Origin of the sequence: Paractinoplanes maris, assembly GCF_023544465.1 — a bacterium.
Lineage (GTDB): Bacteria > Actinomycetota > Actinomycetes > Mycobacteriales > Micromonosporaceae > Actinoplanes > Actinoplanes maris.
The window spans coordinates 1-17296 of sequence record NZ_JALPVL010000002.1; the positions used below are offsets into that span (position 1 = coordinate 1).

12 protein-coding genes are annotated in these 17296 nt (G+C 73.1%); 3 read left to right on the top strand and 9 right to left on the bottom strand.

All coding sequences use genetic code 11. The annotated features are described in order from the left end of the window. Window positions 1–72: 72 nt before the first annotated feature. Window positions 73–1227, bottom strand: coding sequence for an acyl-CoA dehydrogenase family protein (locus NAG42_RS04880; RefSeq protein WP_250028384.1), 1155 nt, complete (start codon window positions 1225–1227; stop codon window positions 73–75). A gap of 183 nt (window positions 1228–1410) precedes the next feature. On the opposite strand from NAG42_RS04880, the gene NAG42_RS04885 reads away from it, so the two are divergent. The 3 genes from NAG42_RS04885 to NAG42_RS04895 are packed head-to-tail and all read left to right on the top strand — an operon-like array spanning window position 1411 to window position 7825. After that, complete coding sequence (locus NAG42_RS04885) at window positions 1411–6525, top strand: SCO7613 C-terminal domain-containing membrane protein (RefSeq protein WP_250028386.1); 5115 nt, start codon at window positions 1411–1413, stop codon at window positions 6523–6525. Then, window positions 6525–7157, top strand: a complete 633-nt coding sequence (locus NAG42_RS04890; RefSeq protein WP_250028388.1) for a histidine phosphatase family protein — start codon at window positions 6525–6527, stop codon at window positions 7155–7157. Before NAG42_RS04885 ends, NAG42_RS04890 begins: the two co-directional genes overlap by 1 nt. 50 nt (window positions 7158–7207) lie before the next feature. Further along, entirely contained in the window at window positions 7208–7825 is a 618-nt protein-coding gene (locus NAG42_RS04895) for a hypothetical protein (RefSeq protein WP_250028390.1), read from the top strand. Between the two features lies 1 nt (window position 7826). On the opposite strand, the gene NAG42_RS04900 is transcribed toward NAG42_RS04895, so the two are convergent. The 8 genes from NAG42_RS04900 to NAG42_RS04935 form a co-directional block, all read right to left on the bottom strand. Then, a complete protein-coding gene (locus tag NAG42_RS04900) occupies window positions 7827–8276 on the bottom strand; it encodes a SitI3 family protein (protein WP_250028392.1) in 450 nt (149 codons plus the stop codon). Window positions 8277–8279: 3 nt separating this feature from the next. After that, window positions 8280–8861, bottom strand: a complete 582-nt coding sequence (locus NAG42_RS04905) for a CdiA C-terminal domain-containing protein (protein WP_438872366.1) — start codon at window positions 8859–8861, stop codon at window positions 8280–8282. 120 nt (window positions 8862–8981) lie between these two features. Further along, window positions 8982–10487 (bottom strand): PstS family phosphate ABC transporter substrate-binding protein, encoded by a 1506-nt coding sequence (locus NAG42_RS44805; protein ID WP_250028394.1) that lies wholly within the window; start codon window positions 10485–10487, stop codon window positions 8982–8984. An 82-nt stretch (window positions 10488–10569) separates the two neighbouring features. Next, window positions 10570–10983 carry a glutaredoxin domain-containing protein gene (locus NAG42_RS04915; protein WP_250028395.1) on the bottom strand — a complete coding sequence of 138 codons (414 nt, stop codon included), beginning with the start codon at window positions 10981–10983 and terminating at the stop codon, window positions 10570–10572. Window positions 10984–10992: 9 nt separating this feature from the next. Continuing rightward, window positions 10993–11490 (bottom strand): 5-(carboxyamino)imidazole ribonucleotide mutase, encoded by a 498-nt coding sequence (gene purE / locus NAG42_RS04920; protein WP_250028396.1) that lies wholly within the window; start codon window positions 11488–11490, stop codon window positions 10993–10995. Beyond that, window positions 11490–12632 (bottom strand): 5-(carboxyamino)imidazole ribonucleotide synthase, encoded by a 1143-nt coding sequence (locus tag NAG42_RS04925; protein ID WP_250028397.1) that lies wholly within the window; start codon window positions 12630–12632, stop codon window positions 11490–11492. The genes purE and NAG42_RS04925 overlap by 1 nt, the downstream gene beginning before the upstream one ends. Window positions 12633–12644: 12 nt before the next feature. After that, window positions 12645–14636, bottom strand: a complete 1992-nt coding sequence (locus NAG42_RS04930; RefSeq protein ID WP_250028398.1) for a thioredoxin domain-containing protein — start codon at window positions 14634–14636, stop codon at window positions 12645–12647. Window positions 14637–14796: 160 nt separating this feature from the next. Continuing rightward, complete coding sequence (locus tag NAG42_RS04935) at window positions 14797–17289, bottom strand: putative bifunctional diguanylate cyclase/phosphodiesterase (RefSeq protein ID WP_438872378.1); 2493 nt, start codon at window positions 17287–17289, stop codon at window positions 14797–14799. Between the last annotated feature and the right edge of the window lie 7 nt (window positions 17290–17296).

A 17296-nucleotide genomic window follows, 5' to 3' on the forward strand; every position in this document is an offset into this window, starting at 1 on the left:
CCCCCCCCCGCCGGGCCGCGCGCCCGCCGCGGGGGGCGCGGGGGGCCCCGCCCGCCCCCCCCCCGCGGCTCGTCAGTCCTTGAGCAGCTGGCGGGCCATGACGACGCGCTGGACCTGATTGGTGCCCTCGTAGATCTGGGTGATCTTGGCGTCCCGCATCATCCGCTCGACCGGGTAGTCGCGGGTGTAGCCGTAGCCGCCCAGCAGCTGGACGGCGTCGGTCGTGATCTCCATCGCGGCGTCCGAGGCGAAACACTTGGCGGCGGCGCCGAAGTAGGTCAGGTCGTCGTCGCCGCGCTCGCTCTTGCCGGCCGCCACGTAGGTGAGCTGGCGGGCCGCCTCGAGCTTCATGCCCATGTCGGCCAGCATGAACTGGACGCCCTGGAACTCGGCCACCGGCTTGCCGAACTGCTTGCGCTCCTTGACGTAGCCCTTGGCGAAGTCGAGCGCGCCCTGCGCGATGCCCAGCGCCTGCGCGGCGATCGTCACCCGGGTGTGATCGAGCGTCTTCATGGCGGTGGCGAAGCCGGTGCCCTCCTCGCCGATCATGCGGTCGGCCGGGATCCGGACGTTGTCGAAGTAGACCTCGCGGGTGGGCGAGCCCTTGATGCCGAGCTTCTTCTCGGGCGCGCCGAAGCTGACGCCGGCGTCCGACTTCTCGACCACGAACGCCGAGATGCCCTTCGAGCGCTTGGCCGGGTCGGTCACCGCGAAGACTGTGTAGAACTCGGAGACGCCGGCGTTGGTGATCCAGCGCTTCACCCCGTTGAGCACCCAGTGATCACCGTCACGCACGGCCCGGGTCGTCATCGACACGGCGTCCGAGCCGGCCTCGGGCTCGGAGAGGCAGTAGGAGAACATCGCCTCGCCGGAGGCCACCTTGGGCAGGTACTTCTGCTTGAGCTCCTCGGAGGCGGCGATCAGCAGCGGCATCGTGCCGAGCTTGTTGACCGCGGGGATCAGCGAGGACGAGCCGCAGGCGCGGGCGACCTCCTCGATCACGATCGCCGTGGCCAGGGCGTCGGCCCCGGCGCCGCCGTACTCCACCGGGATGTGCGGCGCGTGGAAGTCGCTGGAGCGCAGGGCGTCGTACGAGGCTTTCGGGAACTCACCGGTCTCGTCGGCCTCGGCCGCGTTCGGCGCCACCCGCGCGTCACACACCTCGCGCACCGCGGCCCGGATGGTCTCGTGATCCTCCGGCAGACGGTAGACGTCGAACTCACTCATAACCTGGCCCCTTCGCTCATGCGGTCCCGCCGCTATGTTACTGGCGCGTAGCGTACGCCGACCAGAGGCCGGGTAAGACGCCCGAGGGCGTTTTCTATAGATGTCGGCCCCCATGAGCCTGTTCTAATGAGGTGTCGGACCGGCATGCTTGGACAAGGCGTGGCGGCAGGTCGAGGAGGTTCCGTGGCGCAGGCTGAACAGCCCGACAGCTACGACGATGAGCTGGCCCGCATCGAGGCGTCGATCGCGGATCTGAAGATCCGTGACATGGCCGCGGCGAAGGAGCGCACCCAGATCGCCGCCAAGATCCAGGCGGCGCAGTTCCAGCGGGACATCCTGGCCCACGCCAATACCAAGAAAAAGGCCACCAGAAATCCCAAGACCCGGCGCGTACGGCGTCGCGGGCCGGACGAGTTCCCCCCGCCACCCCCGCCGACCGGCGGCCCGGCCGACGAACCGCCACCGGTTCCCACCGGCGGCCGAGCCCGCCCGGCCGGTCCGCGGCCCGACTGGGCGCCGCCCGCCTCGCCGCACACCGGTCCGCCCGGGGTCGCCACCGACGGTGTCACCATGCTGCTCGACGACCCGCCGCCGACCGAGCGGGTCGCCCCCGCGCCACGCCGCTCCGCGGGCTTCGGCGGCGCCGAGCACCACCCGCCCGAGGCGTCCTCCCAGTCGGTGCAGAACATTCTGCTCGCGCTGGGCGCGCTGCTCATCGGCGTGGCCGCGGTGGTCTTCGCCGGTGTCGCCGTCAGCAACCCGTTCGCGCGCGCGTTCATCCTCGCCCTGGCCACCACGACCGCCCTGGTGGCGGCACCCGGCATCGCCCGCCGCGGCCTCAGCTCGACCGGTGAGACGGTGGCCTGGGTCGGCCTGATCCTGCTGCCGCTGACCCTGTTCGCGCTGCACGGCAGTGAGCTCACCGGCGGCGTGGGCGTGCCCGTCCCGCTCTATCTGGGCATCACCTTCGCGCTCACCGCCATCGCCAGCTTCGTCTACGCCGGTTTCACCCGGCTCGCCGCGCCGCGCTACGCGACTGTCGTGGCCGTGCAGCCGGTTCCGCTGCTGCTGGCCGAGCCGATGATCGAGAGCCCGGCCGGCTGGGCCATGGCGCTGACCGTGGTCGCCGTGCTCGACCTGCTGCTGCTCACCACCGTGATCCGCAAGGGCCGGCTGCTCCCCCGGTGGCCGGTCGGGCGCCCGGTGGCGGCCGACCGGCAGCACCAGGACCCGGTGCTGCTGGCCGAGGACGCACCCGCGCGCCCCGAGTCGGCGGGCGAGGAGCCCGACCTCATCCTGCACGGCGCCACCACCCGGCGCCGCCAGGGCTGGCTGCGGACCCGCATCTTTCCCGGCCCGCGTCCCGAGGGGGCCCCGGCCGCGGGCTCGGTCCCGATCGAGCTGCCGGCCACGCCGCCGTCGGCCGACTGGCTGCGCGAGCTGACGTTCGCGCTGCTCTGCGTGGCCAGCGCGGGCGCCCTGCTCTATTCGTCGGTGGCGCTGCTGCAGGCCCGGGTGCTGCCCGACGCGCTGCGCTCCGGGCTGGTGCTGGTGCTGGCCGCGCTCACCGGGTTCGCCGCCGCCTGGCTGCTCGACAACCTGGTCGCCCGCAACATCGCCGGCGGCGTGCTGGCCCTGGCCGTGATCGGCGCGACGGCCCGCATCGCCGCCGTCGTGTCGCCGCACTGGACGCTGGCCGTGGCGGCCGCCGCCATCGCGGTCACCGGCGCGGTGGTGACCCTGGTCCCGCCCGAGGTGCGCCGCGGCCCGCAGATCGCCTCGGCCGTCGCGCTCGTCCTGATCGGCGTGGTGCTGGTCCTCGACTGCCTGCGCGCCGCCTTCGCGCCGCTGCAGGCCGCGCGCCCGGTCTGGCAGGCCGACACCGCCGGTTATGCCCAGCGGATGGCCGAGGCCGCCGGTGAGCTGGGCTGGCTGCTGGCCTTCAGCGCCCTGCTGGTCACGATCGCCGCCGCGCTCGCCCTGCCGCCCAGCGTGCGGCACGAGGGTGCGGTGGCCGGCATCGCGCTGACCGCCCTGGCCGTGCCCGCCTCGCTCGGGCTGAGCTGGTCCGAGGCCCCGTGGCCGCTGGTGATCGCCGCGGTCGGCCTCGGCGCCGCCGGTCTGGCCGCGACCACCCGCCGGACAGCGATCGTGCACGTGGCCGCGGCCGGGGTGGTCGGTCTCTTCGGCGCCGGGGCCGCGCTCGGCGCCGCCTGGCTGACCGCCGCCGTGCTCACCGCGATCGCGGGCGCCGGCGTCATGATCGCCGTGGCCGCCCGGCAGATCCCGATCCGCCTCTACGCCTGGCTGGTCGGCGACTGGGCCTCCGGCGCGGCCGCACTGGCCCTGCCCGGTGCCGTGGTCACCGCCGCGCTCGCCGTCGCCGACCGGGGCGACGGACCGCCGCCGACCGAGGCGGTCACCGTTCCGGCGCTGGCCGTCGGCTTCCTGGCCGTGGCGGCCACGCTCAGCTATGCGGCCGTCTTCCAGGTCGCCCGGCGTGACATCAGCCTGCCGCTGACCGCGGGCACCGGGCTCGGCGCGATCGCGCTGGCCCTGGCCGCCCTGCTCTCCCCCGGCGCCACCGCGCCCGACGTCTGGGTCGGCGCGCTCCTGCTGGTCGCGGCGGGCCTGCTGTTCTTCTCCAAGTCGATCGACAACGGCCGGCGCGCCGACCGGGTGCTCGACGGCCCCGACATCGCCGCCGCGGCGGCCACCGTGGCGATCTGCGGCGCGCTGGCCCGCGTGTTCGCGCTCGCCTTTCCCGAGGCGCCGCTGGCCGTGGCCGGCGTGGTGGTGCTGATCGTCGCGCTCGGCGTCGCCCTGCTGCCCGAGGAGTGGAGCCGCGGCCCCAACCGGGGTCTGGCCGTGGCCGGCGTGGTGGTCGGCGCGATCGCCGGCTACCTGGCGCTGGCCGGCGCCGTCCGCATGCTGGCCGTCCCGGCCGACCTCTGGAACGCCGACCTGACTGCCTACCCGGCCCCCGGCCCGGGCGCCTGGCAGGCACCGTTCGCCCTGGTGGCGGTCTCGGTCGCGGCGGCCATCGCGGCTCCCCGGCCGCGGTCGCACCTGTTCTCGGCGATCGCCGGGGCGGCGGCCGCGATCGGCGCGCCGTTCGCGCTGGGGCTGCCCTGGTGGTCACCCCTGCTGATCGGCGGGGCGGTCGCGATCGCGTACGCGATGGCCTCGATCTCGGCACTGGAGCCCGCGGCCGCGCTCTGCCGCGCCGGAGCGGGCGCCGCCGTGCTGCTGCACGCCGTGCTGGCCTCGCTCGCCCGGCCCTGGTCGACCGCGCTGTCCTTGCTGCTGGTGGTGATGATCGGCGCGCTCACCGCGGCCATGGCCCGCACCCGGGTGGCCCCGATCGAGAGCCCGCCCCCGGGCACCCCGCTGCCCCCGCCCGGCCGCTTCTGGGCGCCGTCCACGGTGACCGAGGCCGACCTGGCCCGCGACGACACCGGCATGCCGCGCCACCGGGCCCAGATCGGCGGCGCCGCCACCGGCGCGATCATGCTGGCCCTGCCCGGCGTCCTGGCCTCGGTCGCGGGCGACCAGCAGCACGACGCCATGGTCGTGCTCACCGCCGCGCTGGCCGCGTCCAGCCTCAGCCTGGCCATGCTGGCGCTGGCCGGCCGCTACATCCCGCAGTTCCTGCCGTGGGCCACGGTCGGCCTGGTCCTCGGCGCCACCATCACCGCGTTCGCGTCGATCCCGACCCCGCACCCGACCGCCCTCTACGCGGCGGCGGCGGCCCTGCTCGGCGTCCTGGCCGAGTTGCTGCGCGGCTCGATCCCGGCGCCCGGTCTCACCCTGGCCCGCGAGGGCGTCTTCTCGGGCAGCCGCTACCCGGTCCGCCGCTGGACCACGGCCCGCCCGCTCGGCCTGAGCGGCCGCTGGCTGGTCGACCCGGCCACCAGCGCGGTCGTGCTGGCGCTGCTGCCGACCATCCTGGCGCTGTTCTCGATCGCCCCCGCGCTGCGAGCCGCCCTGATCGACCCGCTGGGTCAGCTCACCCACATCTGGGACGGCCCGATCCTCGCGCTGGCCGAGCCGTCCTCGGGCTACGTCGACGGCACCAGCGTCCTGGCGATCGTGCTGCTCACCGGGGCCGCGGCGCTGGCCGCGATCGGCTTCGGCGGCAAGGCGTCCGAGGCGGTGCCGGTGATCCTGCCCGGCGTGGCCATCACCATCCTGATCGCACCGATCGCCCTGGACGCGCGCTACCCGACCGCGACCACCGCCGCCCTGGTCGTCTTCACCATCTCGATGCTGGGCCTGGCCCTCACCCTGCCGCCGGCCGGTCGCCGGTCGTCGCTGCTCGGCACGACCCGCACCATCGTCTTCGTGATCGGCCTGCTGGCCGGCAACGCGGGCCTGGCCGGCAGCCTCGCCCAGCAGCGCCTCACACTGTTCACCCTGGGCTGCGCGATCGGGGTCGGCCTGGTGGCCGCGCTGGGCGGCCGCAGCCGCTTCGCCCGCATCCTGGGCTGGCTGTTCGCGGCCGTGATGGGCCAGTTCTTCGTCCTCACCGCGGCGATCGCGGCCGGGGTGGAACGGCCGTGGGCCGCGTTCGGGGTGCTGGCCGTCGGGGCCGCGCTGCTGGTCCTGGAGGCCACGGTCCCGCGACTGGGTCTGCCGCAATACCGGGCCGAGGCCTCCACGGTGGAGTGGAGCGGATACGCGTCCGCGCTGATCGCCGGGGTGATGGCGTTCGACTCCCCGGCCCACCTGGCCGCGATGCTGTCCGCCTGGGGCGCCGTGCTCGGCCTGGCCGCCGCGCGGGTCGGCCGGCCGCCCAGCCAGCGGCGGGCGCTCTTCTGGACGGCGGTCGGCTTCGAGGTCGTGGGCGTGTGGCTGTTCGTCGCCCTGGCCGATGTCGCGCTTCCCGAGGCGTACACGTTGCCGTTCGCCGCCCTGGCCCTGCTGGTCGGCGTCATCGAGTCACGCGACCGGCCCGACCTGAGCAGCTGGGCCGCCTACGGCCCGGCGCTGCTGGCCGCGTTCGTCCCGACGATCGGCATCGTGCTGGCCGGCAACGGCGGCGAGACCCGCGAGGTCCTGTTGCTGCTGGCCGCGGTGGCCACCCTGATCCTCGGCTCCCGCAACCGTCAGCAGGCGCCGGTCGTGGTGGGCGCGGTGGCCACCATCGTGGCGGCCATCCATTTCGCCAGCACCCTCGTGGGCCCGTGGCTGGTGCTGGTGCCGCTGGGAGTGATCCTGCTCTGGGTGGGTGCCACCAACGAGAACCGCCGGCGTACCCGGGAGGGCCTGCGCGGCGCCCTGGTAAAGATGCGGTGATGAGAACGCTCCACGTCGTCACCCACCCCGAAGCCACCCATCACGTCGACCGACTGGTCGGCGGCTGGTTCGACTCCGACCTCACGGCACACGGGCTGTCCCAGGCGGCGGCGGTGGCCGAGACGCTGGCCGTCCGGGCGCCCCAGGCCGAGGTCCACTCCTCGGATCTCCTGCGCACCCGGCGGACGGCCGAGGTCATCGCGGCCAAGCTGGGCACGTCGGTGCTGCTGGACAGCGACCTGCGGGAGAAGTCGTTCGGTGAAGCGGGTGGCCGGCCACAGTCCTGGTTGGACGAGCGGTTCATCCCACCGCCGGCCTCCGGCGAACGGATGCGTCACGACGAGGGACTGCCCGGCGCCGAGACGAAATGGGACCTGGCCGTCCGGGTGTACGCGGCGGTGGAGCGCATCCTGACATCGGACGCACCGCACCAGGTGATCGTCACGCACGGGATGGCGGCCACGTTCGTCGTCGCGGCCTGGATCGAGATGCCGCTGGAAGCGGCGGGACGGGTGGCGTTCCGCTTCTCGCCCGGCGGCATCACGACGCTGCACGAGGACGACTACTTCCACAACCACGCGGTCGTCCAGCTCAACGAGGTGGCCCACCTGCCCGCTCCCGCCGTGCGCTAACCTGCGGCGACACGGGACCGTACGGGGGCAGAGTGCAACAGCGTGGGTGGGTGAACGCGGCGATCGCGGCGGTTGTCGTAATCGGCGTCGCGGCAGCGGTGGCGCAGATCCGGGCGGCGGACGAGGCCGAGGCCACCGTGATCGCCCCTCCCCACCGGACGGTCGACCCGGCGGTGGCCGAGGCGCGGCTGCTCGACAGCGTGCTCTACGTCGACGACTGGCGCGAATTCGGCAACCCGGTCGGCTTCACCTACGTGCCCAAATCCCGCCCGCCGGGGCTGGTGTCGCTGGGACCGGGCAACCCACCGAACCTGAGCGGTGGGTCGCACGAGGGAAGCGGAAACGGCGCCCACATCGACAGCTACCGCCTCGACGGCCTCTTCGTGGCGGTCGAGTTCTCGGCCCGCCCCACCGAGACCTGCACCAACGCGCAGGATCCGCCCCGAGCCATCTGCGTGCGCGACAACAAGCCCACCGTCCCCGACCCCGAGGACATCACCCTCCGCCACACGACGGCCTACTTCACCGCGGGCAACACCGGAAACCTGAAGTCGAAGAAGGCCGACGTGGCCAAGCGCTTCTGGGCGGACGCCGAGTTCGTCCCGGTCACGCAGGCGCCCTGGTACAACGAGCTGGTCACCCGGGCCGAAGCCGCCGTCCAGCAGTGACTCAGTCCGCGACCACCTGATCAGCGCCGTCGTGAATAGCCCACCAGCCGTCGCGTCGGTGTTTGACCACGACACCGTCCAACCGCGTGAGCAGCAGAATGTCACCGTTGACGAAGAAGGCGGCGTCCTCCGAGCCGGTTCCCAGCACCCGGCCGACGACGGTCAGCATGTTCCTCACCTGCCACTCGACGTCAGACGACTTGTCCATGCGAAACATGACCGACGTGTACGGCTCCGGCTCCCACAGCCAGTTGCCGTTGTCTCCGAGGACCTCGACGTAGCGGCTGCGGCCGGACAGTACGGTCGCGACGAACCCGTAGCGGTCATCGAGGGCGGCAACGAGCAGGGGTGCGGGTCCCACCGGACGATCGGCGGGATCGGGGAACGCGCGTTCGGCCACCACGTCAACGGCCGCACCACCGGCCAGGGTCAGTTCGTACTCGGTCGCCACGCGTCACGCTCCCCGTTCGGTGTAGGGCGGTAGGTCGAACTGGATGATGTCGCCATCCGCAGTGATGACCTTGACTTCCTTGAGGCCCGGCATCGGCCAGTCGGCGAACTGCCTTTGCAGCGCGGACAGATCACCGCGCCAATCCTCCAAGTTGATCACCACGCGTTGCGTCTGTCCGGCTTCAATCTTGCCCTCCTCAACCTGGCGCCAGACACCCCGGGGACTCTTCTCCGGATTCGTCGGTGAATAGGCGTCGAAGACTCGTCCCTCCAGCAGATAGTCCGGATTCTTGCTGGGATGGCCGTGGTCGCCGGACGCCGCCCTCGCCTGAGCGACCTCCTCCGGCGAGGGATTCTGCTTGATCCGCCAGCCGTTGCCGGCCAGAACCACGGCGCCCGAGTTCTCCATCTCCAGGGAGCGTTGGACTTCCCGGTCGTCGCGACGGGGAATCTCGGTAGGGCGCCCTTGCGGCGCACCGCCCGACATGCCGGTACGCCGGGTGACGAGCCCATCGGACTGCGTCGTGGCCGAGCCGGCGCGACCGGCCCGGGCCACACCGGAAGTGAAGTCCTGGCCCTCCCGCACGCTTTGCGGGTCGCGCCCGGCTCCGCGGCCACGTCTTCTCGCCATGGCGCGGCTAACCGGCGCGGCAGTACGGATCGAAGCTTTCCGTCACTCGCTCAATTGAAAGAAATGGATGCAACGCTAGTCGGCGGCCAGGGGGGCGGGGTGGCAGAGCTGGGGGTTGGCCAGTTCGGCGCAGGGGCGGTCGCCGTGGGCTCGGATGATGTCGGCGCCCACCTGGTTGGTCAGGTAGCGCAGGAAGCTGGCGGCCAGCGAATGGGCGTCCGGGTCGCCGTGGGTGTAGGCGAGCTCGGTCTCCCAGAACGGGTACGTGCCGTGGTCGGCGTCCGGCACGGTGGCGGGGCGGCCATCGATGCGTACGAGGGAAAGGCCCTCACGATCCGTGGCCGCACCCAGTTCGCTGTAGGCGAGTGCGCCCGGAACGTCGGTCACAGCGCGTAGCACCTCCTCGGTGGAGTTGCGGGCGCAGCGCACCACGCCGGCCGGTGAGCCGGGATCGCGGTCGCGGCAGTTGTCGGAGTTGCTGCCCGGCTCGCGCACCCCGTCGAGGATCCGGCGCTGGAAGGCGGCCCGCGTCCCCGAGCCGGGATTGCGGCTGATCAGACGGACCGGCACGTCGTGGCCGCCGATCTGCTTCCAGTTGGTGAGCTCGCCGCGGTAGAGCCGGCGGATCTGGTCGGTGGTCAGATCGCGTACCCCGGTCTCGCCGTTGACCACCAGCGTGAACAGCACGAACGCGATCGGCCGGGCGACCAGGCCGGGCAGGCCGTCGGGCTTGTCGCCGTCCGAGAAGGCCAGCAGGTCGGCTTTCTCGCCGGCTCGGTCGAGGGCCAGCAACCCCTCGCCGCTGCCCCGCAGCTCGAAGGCGAACGACGCCTCGGTGCAGACGTCCTGATAGGACTGGGCGGCCTCCCGGACGACCGGCTCGAAGGCCGTCGAACCGGCCAGGGTCAGCCGGCCGCCGGCGCAGTCCAACGGGGTGTCGGTGGTGCCGCGGAAGGAGATGACCGACTGCGCGACGACCAGCACGGCCAGGAAGGCGATCAGCGCCATCGCGCGCATCGAGGTCCCGGTGCGGCTGCGGGTCTCAATGATGCGACCGTCGCCGACGCCGCCCTTGATCGTGCCGACCACGATCGGGTCGGGGTAGGGCCCGTCGCCCTTCTTCGTGCCGTCCGAGCTGTCCAGGGCGGCCAGCACCTTGTAGTGGTCGTGCCGGTTCATCGGCACCTTGGGCAGCTCGACCAGGTCGTCGCTCACGGACAGCCCGGTCAGACTGGACCGCAGGTTCTCGTCGCTCAGCTCGGTCACGACGAGCCCGACGACCCGCCGGCCGGGGAAGCTCACCCGGATGCCGGCCTTGTCGTCGTCGCGGACCGCGTAGTCGTGCTCGTCGATGTTCGTGCGGCCGGTGTTCTCGATGCGCAGCAGCACGATGCTGGGGTCGACGAGCGGCACCCCGTTGTTGCTCAGCTCACTGAGCGCTCCCGGCGCGGCCGTCTCGCCGACGTCATTGGCCGTCGTGTCCAGCTGCACGCGGTAGCCGAGCCGCTTACGCCCCTTGACGAGGAACTCGTAGATCGCCGCGATGCCCGGCACGACGATACCGAGGGTCGCGAGCGCCACGCTCCACCACAAGTCGATGACCGCCTCCGCTCAGTGCAGCTCCGTCGAGCCTAGGAGCGCAGCCTGAACGGGATCCGAGCGTTCAGTGAAGGTTTCGGACCACCTGCGGTGAAGGGTTCACCAGGGACGCGCCGACGGCCACCACGGTCGGGACGGTCTCGTTGCCGCCGGCCACCGAGCGGACCGTCGCGGCGCCCTCGGGGTCGCTCCAGATGTCGACCCAGTGGTATCGGCCGGCCTGGCGGGCCAGTGAGCCCCGGAGCCGCAGGCAGAAGGGGCAACCGGGACGCCAGTAGATGATCGGGCGGCCGTCGGCGGCCTGGGCGGCGCGCGCCTCGGCGTCGGTGACCGATCGGGGAAACGCGGGCGGCGAGACCAGGGCGGCGATGGCGGCGAGAACCACGAAGAAGACCACCCCGGGCAGCGAACCGATCAGCACCCCGCCGAGCACCCCGACGGCAACGAGGATGATCGACTGTTGCCAGCGGCGCACCATGCAGCGAGATTACCCGAGCAACTGCTCCCGGAGCGCGGCGTCCTTCTCGGCGACGAGCTTCTCGAGACCGGCCTGGAAGTTGGCCATCTTGGTGCGCAGCTGCGGGTGGGCGGTGCCGAGGATGCGGACGGCGAGCAGGCCGGCGTTGCGGGCGCCACCGATCGACACGGTCGCCACCGGCACCCCGGCGGGCATCTGGACGATCGACAGCAGCGAATCCATGCCGTCGAGGTGCTTGAGCGGCACCGGCACGCCGATCACCGGCAGCGGCGTGAGCGCGGCCACCATGCCGGGCAGATGGGCGGCGCCCCCGGCACCGGCGATGATCGCCTGCAGGCCGCGGCCGGACGCGCTCTCCGCGTAATCGACCATCTTGCGGACCGTACGGTGGGCCGAGACGACGCCGACCTCGAACGGCACCTCGAACTCGGCGAGGGCGATCGCCGCCGCCTCCATCGTCGGCCAGTCCGAGTCACTGCCCATGATGATCCCGACGAGCGGTGCCATTACCGGCCTTCCTGCAGCCACTGGGCGGCCCGGGCCGCGCGGGCCCGCACCGAGGTCATGTCGTCGCCGAGCACAGTGACGTGCCCGATCTTGCGGCCCGGCCGGACCTGCTTGCCATAGAGGTGCACCCGCGCGCCGGGGTCGGTGGCGAAGAGATGGTGCAGGCGCTCGTCGATCGAGATGCCGCCCGGCTCGCCACCGAGCACGTTCGCCATCACGACGGCCGGGGCGGCGAGCGACGTCTCGCCCATCGGATAGTCGAGCACGGCCCGCAGGTGTTGCTCGAACTGCGAGGTGCGGGCGCCCTCGATGGTCCAGTGGCCGGAGTTGTGCGGGCGCATCGCGAGCTCGTTGACGACGATGCCGCCGATGGTCTCGAACAGCTCGACGGCCAGCAGACCGACCACGCCGAGCGCGTTGGCCAGGTCGATCGCGAGCTGCTGGGCCTTGAGCACGAGCGCCTCGGGCAGGTCGGGCGCGGGCGCGAGCACCTCGACGCAGATCCCGTCGCGCTGCACGGTCTCGGCCACCGGGTAGGCCGCCACCTGACCGAACGGCGAGCGGGCGACCAGGGCGGCGAGCTCGCGGCGCAGCGGCACCCGCTCCTCGACGATCAGCGGGGTGCCGGTCGCGACGAGTTCGGCCGCCTCCTCGGGCCCGGAGAGCATCCAGACGCCCCGGCCGTCGTACCCGCCTCGGGTGGCCTTGGCCACCACCGGCCAGGCGCCGCCCGAGAAGGTCTCGATGTCCTCCGCCGTCCGGACGTGCCCCCAGCGCGGCACCGGCGCGCCCAGCTCGGCCAGCCGCTCGCGCATCAGGCCCTTGTCCTGGGCGAACACCAGCGCCCGGGAGCCCGGATAGATCTTGACACCCTCGGCCTCGAGCGCCTCGATGTGCTCGGTCGGCACGTGCTCGTGGTCGAAGGTGACCGCCTCGCAGCCCTTCGCGAACTCCCGCAGCGCGGCCAGATCGGTATGGGTCCCGATCCGCACATCGGCCGCGACCAGCGCGGCACTGTCATCGGGCGACACGCTCAGCACACGCAGTGACTGACCGAGAGAGATAGCGGCCTGGTGGGTCATCCGGGCCAACTGGCCCCCGCCCACCATGCCGACCACAGGCAGACCGGTTCGGGTATCCATCGCGCCACCAGCCTACCGACTCAGGCGGGCCACCAGATCGTCCGGGCTGGTGACCGGGCGGTCGCAGACGAAACCCCGGCACACATACGCCGTGGGGACGCCGGACTGCAGCGGGCGGTCGGCCAGCAGCGGGACGCCGGGACGGTCGGGCTCGCCGGCCACGATCACCGTGCCGGGCGGGGCGCTGCGGTGGGCCGCGGCCAGCAGCGCGAGCTCCTCGCCGGGCGGGGCCACGATCGCGATCTCGTACGGCCCGGTGAGCGCCGCCTCGGCCACCGTCGCGGCATAACCCGCGAAGCGGGGGTGCCCGCCGATCACCGGGCCTGAGGTGGCCAGGGCGGCGTCGGCCGCCTCGCGGTAACTCGGCTCGCCGCTCAGAGCGGCGTAGGCCACCAGGGCCGCGCAGATCGACGACTGCCCCGACGGCGTGGCGTTGTCGGTCGGGTCGGCCGGGCGGGTGACCAGGCGCTCGGCGTCGTCGGCGGTGTCGTAGAAGCCGCCCCCGCCGGTGCCGAAGTGGGTTAGCGCCACGTCGAGCAGCTCGCGCGCCCGGTCGAGCCAGACGCCGTCGCCGGTCAGCTGGTGCACGGCCAGGAAGCCCTCGGCCACGCAGCCGTAGTCCTCCAGCACACCGGCCGGCTCCCCCACCACGCCGTCGCGCGAGACGCGGCGCAAGCGGCCGTCGACGACGTGGCGCTCGGCCAGCACGGTGGCGATCTCGATGGCGGCCACCCGGGACGACTCGGCGCCGGTCAGGATGCCGTGCTCGGCCAGCGCGGTGACGGCCAGGCCGTTCCACGAGGCGACCACCTTGTCGTCGCGGGCCGGCTGCGGGCGGCCGGCCCGGACCGCGAGCAACCTTTCCCGTACGTCTTTCCAGCGGTCGACCAGGGCCGGGTCGGCGGCGTCGATGTCGCGGGCGAGCACGAGCACGCTGCTGCCGTGCTCGAAGGTGCCCTGGGCGGTGACTCCGAACAGGTCGGCCGCCCAGGTGCCGTCGTCACCGAGGGCCTCGGTCAGCTGCTCGGGGGTCCAGGCGTACGTCAGACCCTCGACCCCGGCCGCGTCGGCGTCGAGTGCCGAGGCCAGCCCGCCGGCCGGGGTGCCGAGGTCGCGCAGCAGGAACTCGGCCGTCTCGTCGGCGACGCGCCGGGCGAACGGGTCGCCGGTGAGGCGCCAGAGCTGCGTGTAGACCCGCAGGAGCAGAGCGTTGTCATACAGCATCTTCTCGAAGTGCGGCACGGTCCAGGTCGCGTCGACCGCATAGCGCGCGAAGCCACCCGCGAGCTGGTCGTAGATGCCGCCCCGGCCCATCCGCTCGGCGGCGAAGCGGACCGCCTCGAGCGCCTCGCCGGAGCCGGTGCGCTGGTAGTGACGCAGCAGGAAGAGCAGGCTCATGTGCGGCGGGAACTTGGGGGCGCCGCCGAAGCCGCCGTTCGTCGTGTCCTGATCCTTGAGCAGTCCGCCGGCCGCGGCGGTGAGGAGCTCGGCCGAGATCGGCGCGGTGGGCCCCCCGACCAGCTGGGCCCCGCCAATCGCCTCGACCACGTTTGCGCCCTGCTGGATGACCTGCTCCCGCTGGTCGCGCCAGGCGGTGGTGACCGAGTCGAGCAGGCGGGCGAAATTGGCCTTGGGAAAATAGGTGCCGCAGAAGAAGGGGTCGCCGGCGGGGGTGGCGAAGACCGTCATCGGCCAGCCGCCCTGACCGGTCATGGCCTGGGTGGCGGTCATGTAGACGGCGTCGACGTCGGGCCGCTCCTCACGGTCGACCTTGATCGCGACGAAGCCGTCATTCATGAGCTGGGCGATCTGCTCGTCCTCGAAGGACTCATGCGCCATCACGTGGCACCAGTGGCAGGCCGCGTAGCCCACCGAGATCAGCACCGGCACGTCGCGTCGCTCGGCCTCGGCGAAGGCCTCGGCCGACCACTCCCACCAGTCGACGGGGTTGTCAGCGTGCTGAAGCAGATAGGGCGACGTAGCCCCGGCGAGACGGTTGGCCATGCCATCAAGCCTCTCACTTCGCGGCGCCGGCCACCCGGGGCAGGCCGATGTTGTGGATAACGCCTTGCTCGCGCGCGCGGCCATCCCGAGCCCCCACCCGCCTCGGGGCGAGGAGCCTACGGACAAATTCGGCGAGGTGGAGAGGGGCTGTGGATAACTTTTACGAGGCGTCGTCGGCGCGCAGCGGGCGGATGTTGGCCGGGGCCGCCGCGGCCAGGGCGGTCAGCGCCTGGACGATCTTGTCGGCGGGCATCGGCTTGCAGAAGTGGTAACCCTGCGCGGTGGGGCACTTGAGGGCGATCAGCGCCGCCCGCTGCTCCGTGGTCTCGACGCCCTCGGCGACCACCCGCACGCCGAGCCGGGCGCCCAGCTCGACCGCGCCGCGGACCACGGCCTCGGCGGCGGCGGATTCGATCATGTCGTCGACGAAGGAACGGTCGATCTTGAGTTCGTCGACCGGAGCCCGGGTCACTATCGCCAGCGATGAGTAGCCGGTGCCGAAGTCGTCCAGGGAGAGCTGCACCCCCATGTCCCGCAGCTCGGCCAGCACCTCGTCGACGATGCGCTCCTGGCTGACCGCGACCGATTCGGTGATCTCGAGGACCAGGTGGGCGGCGGGCGCCCGGTGCCGGCGCAGCGCCTCGGCGACCTGGGCCGGGAAGCCGGGGTCGAGCAGGCTGCGGGCCGACACGTTGACCGACACCGGCACGTCGACGCCGGCCGCCTGCCAGCTGCCGACCGCGTCGAGAGCCAGGTCGAGCACGCGGGCCGTGAACGCGGTGTGCAGCTCGGCCGAGTGCTCCACGGCCGGGACGAAATCGCCCGGCGAGAGCTGGCCCCGGCGCGGGTGCCGCCAGCGGACGAGGGCCTCGACCCCGGTCGGCGCCGCGGTGACCAGGTCGACCGCGGGCTGCAGGTGCAGCAGGATCTGGTCGTCGGCGGCCAGCGCGTCCTGCAGCTCGGCCAGCAGGGCCAGCCCGTCGGTGGTGACCGCGTCCTGGCCGGCGTCGAAGGCGCTGACGGCCACCTGCCGCCGCTTGGCCTGGCGCAGCGCGAGTGAGGCCCGGCGGACCAGCTCGCCCAGGTCGGTCCGGCCGGCCGGGCCGACCGCGACCCCGACCGCCACCTCGACGGCGAGCCGGACCCCGGACACCTCCAACGGCCGGATCAGGTTTTCGACCAGCTCGCGGGCGCGGCGCAGGGCCACCGGCAGCGGGTTGGGCTCCTCGCGCAGCAGCGCCGTCGAGTCGGTGAGGGTGGCCACGGTCGGCAGCAGCAGGGCGAACTCGTCGTCGCCGGTGCGGGCCACCAGGTCGCCCTCGCGGGCCAGGTCGGTCAGCCGCTCGGCCACCACGCGCAGCACCTCGTCGCCGTGCCGGTGGCCCAGGGTGCCGTTGACCTCGCGGAAGTCGTTGATGTCGAGCAGCAGCAGGGCGACCGGGCGGCGCCGGTCGAAGGAGCGCAGCAGCCGGTCGCCGTCGGTCAGCAGGGTGGTGCGGTTGAGCAGGCCGGTCAACCGGTCGTGGGCGACGTCGCGAGCGATCCGGGCCTCCAGATCGGCCAGCCGGCCGCGGGTCGCCGCGTCGTGCAGCGCCCCGGCCAGCGCGTCGCCGAAGGCCGAGATGGCGGCCTCGTCGCGCGGGGCGGGCAGGGTCGGGCCGGACAGCCACACGGTCAGCTCGCCGACCGCGTCGCCGGCCACCGCCATGGATCGGGTGATCGCGGGGCCGGGCAGCCCGGCCACCACGTTGTCGACCCCGGGGCCGTCCTCGGCGTAGCGGCGCTCACCGTCGCGGCCGCGCACCTCGATCTCGACCCGGCGGGCGCCGAAGACCTCGAGCGCGGCGGTCAGCCCGGCCCGGGCGACCTCGGCCTCGGAGCCGCCGGGCAGCGTCGCGGTGGCCGCCGAGAACGTCTCCCACATGCGGCGTTCCTCCTCGGCGCGCAGGTGGAAGCGGTAGGTGCGCTGGAGCAGCCAGAGCCCGGGCGCGAACGCGAGGAGCCAGAGCGGCCCGTCGACGATGGCGTGGACCGCGGCCAGGCCGACGACCACGTTGCCGACGAACATCGGAACCTTCGCGTACGAGGCCCGGAGGAGGATCTGCCGGGCCGGGGCGTCCCGGTGCAGCCGCAAGGTCAGCGTGGCCAGCCCGAACGTGATGAGCAGGTAGACGAGCGCGCCGGCGAGCAGGCCGGTCATCGTGCGCGTGCTGAGCACCGGGGCGTCCCGGGCGACCAGGGCGGCGACCGTGGTGGCGCCGGCCGCGCCGAGACTCAGCGAGGCCGCCAGGTGGGCCAGCTCGGCCACGTTGCGGTGCGAATCCCACCAGGACAGCAGCGCCCAGGCGATCAGCGCGCCGGTAAGGGTCGCCGCCGGCAGCCAGCCGGGCGGCGCGACCACGAAGCCGATGATGAAGGCGGCCTCGCCCCAGCTCACCGAGACCATGCCCCGGCCGAGCCGGAAGCGGAGCCGGGCCAGTTGACCGGCAGTGACGAGAGCCATCGCCAGGGCGACGCCGGCGACCGGGGTGAGTGGACGGTCGGCCGGGCGGTCGAGTGGCAACAGGACACCCAGGACGGCCACCAGAACGGCCGATCCGATCACTGCGGCGGTGAGCGCGCGGACCCCGCGGGAGCGGCCGGCGAGGCCCACCGCGTCG

Bases quoted from the DNA above. Each gene is read 5' to 3' on its own strand.
- NAG42_RS04890 (WP_250028388.1), top strand. From the start codon at position 6,525: ATGAGAACGCTCCACGTCGTCACCCACCCCGAAGCCACCCATCACGTC.
- purE (WP_250028396.1), bottom strand. From the start codon at position 11,490: ATGGCACCGCTCGTCGGGATCATCATGGGCAGTGACTCGGACTGGCCG.
- NAG42_RS04930 (WP_250028398.1), bottom strand. From the start codon at position 14,636: ATGGCCAACCGTCTCGCCGGGGCTACGTCGCCCTATCTGCTTCAGCAC.
- NAG42_RS04880 (WP_250028384.1), bottom strand. From the start codon at position 1,227: ATGAGTGAGTTCGACGTCTACCGTCTGCCGGAGGATCACGAGACCATC.
- NAG42_RS04925 (WP_250028397.1), bottom strand. From the start codon at position 12,632: ATGGATACCCGAACCGGTCTGCCTGTGGTCGGCATGGTGGGCGGGGGC.
- NAG42_RS04915 (WP_250028395.1), bottom strand. From the start codon at position 10,983: ATGGTGCGCCGCTGGCAACAGTCGATCATCCTCGTTGCCGTCGGGGTG.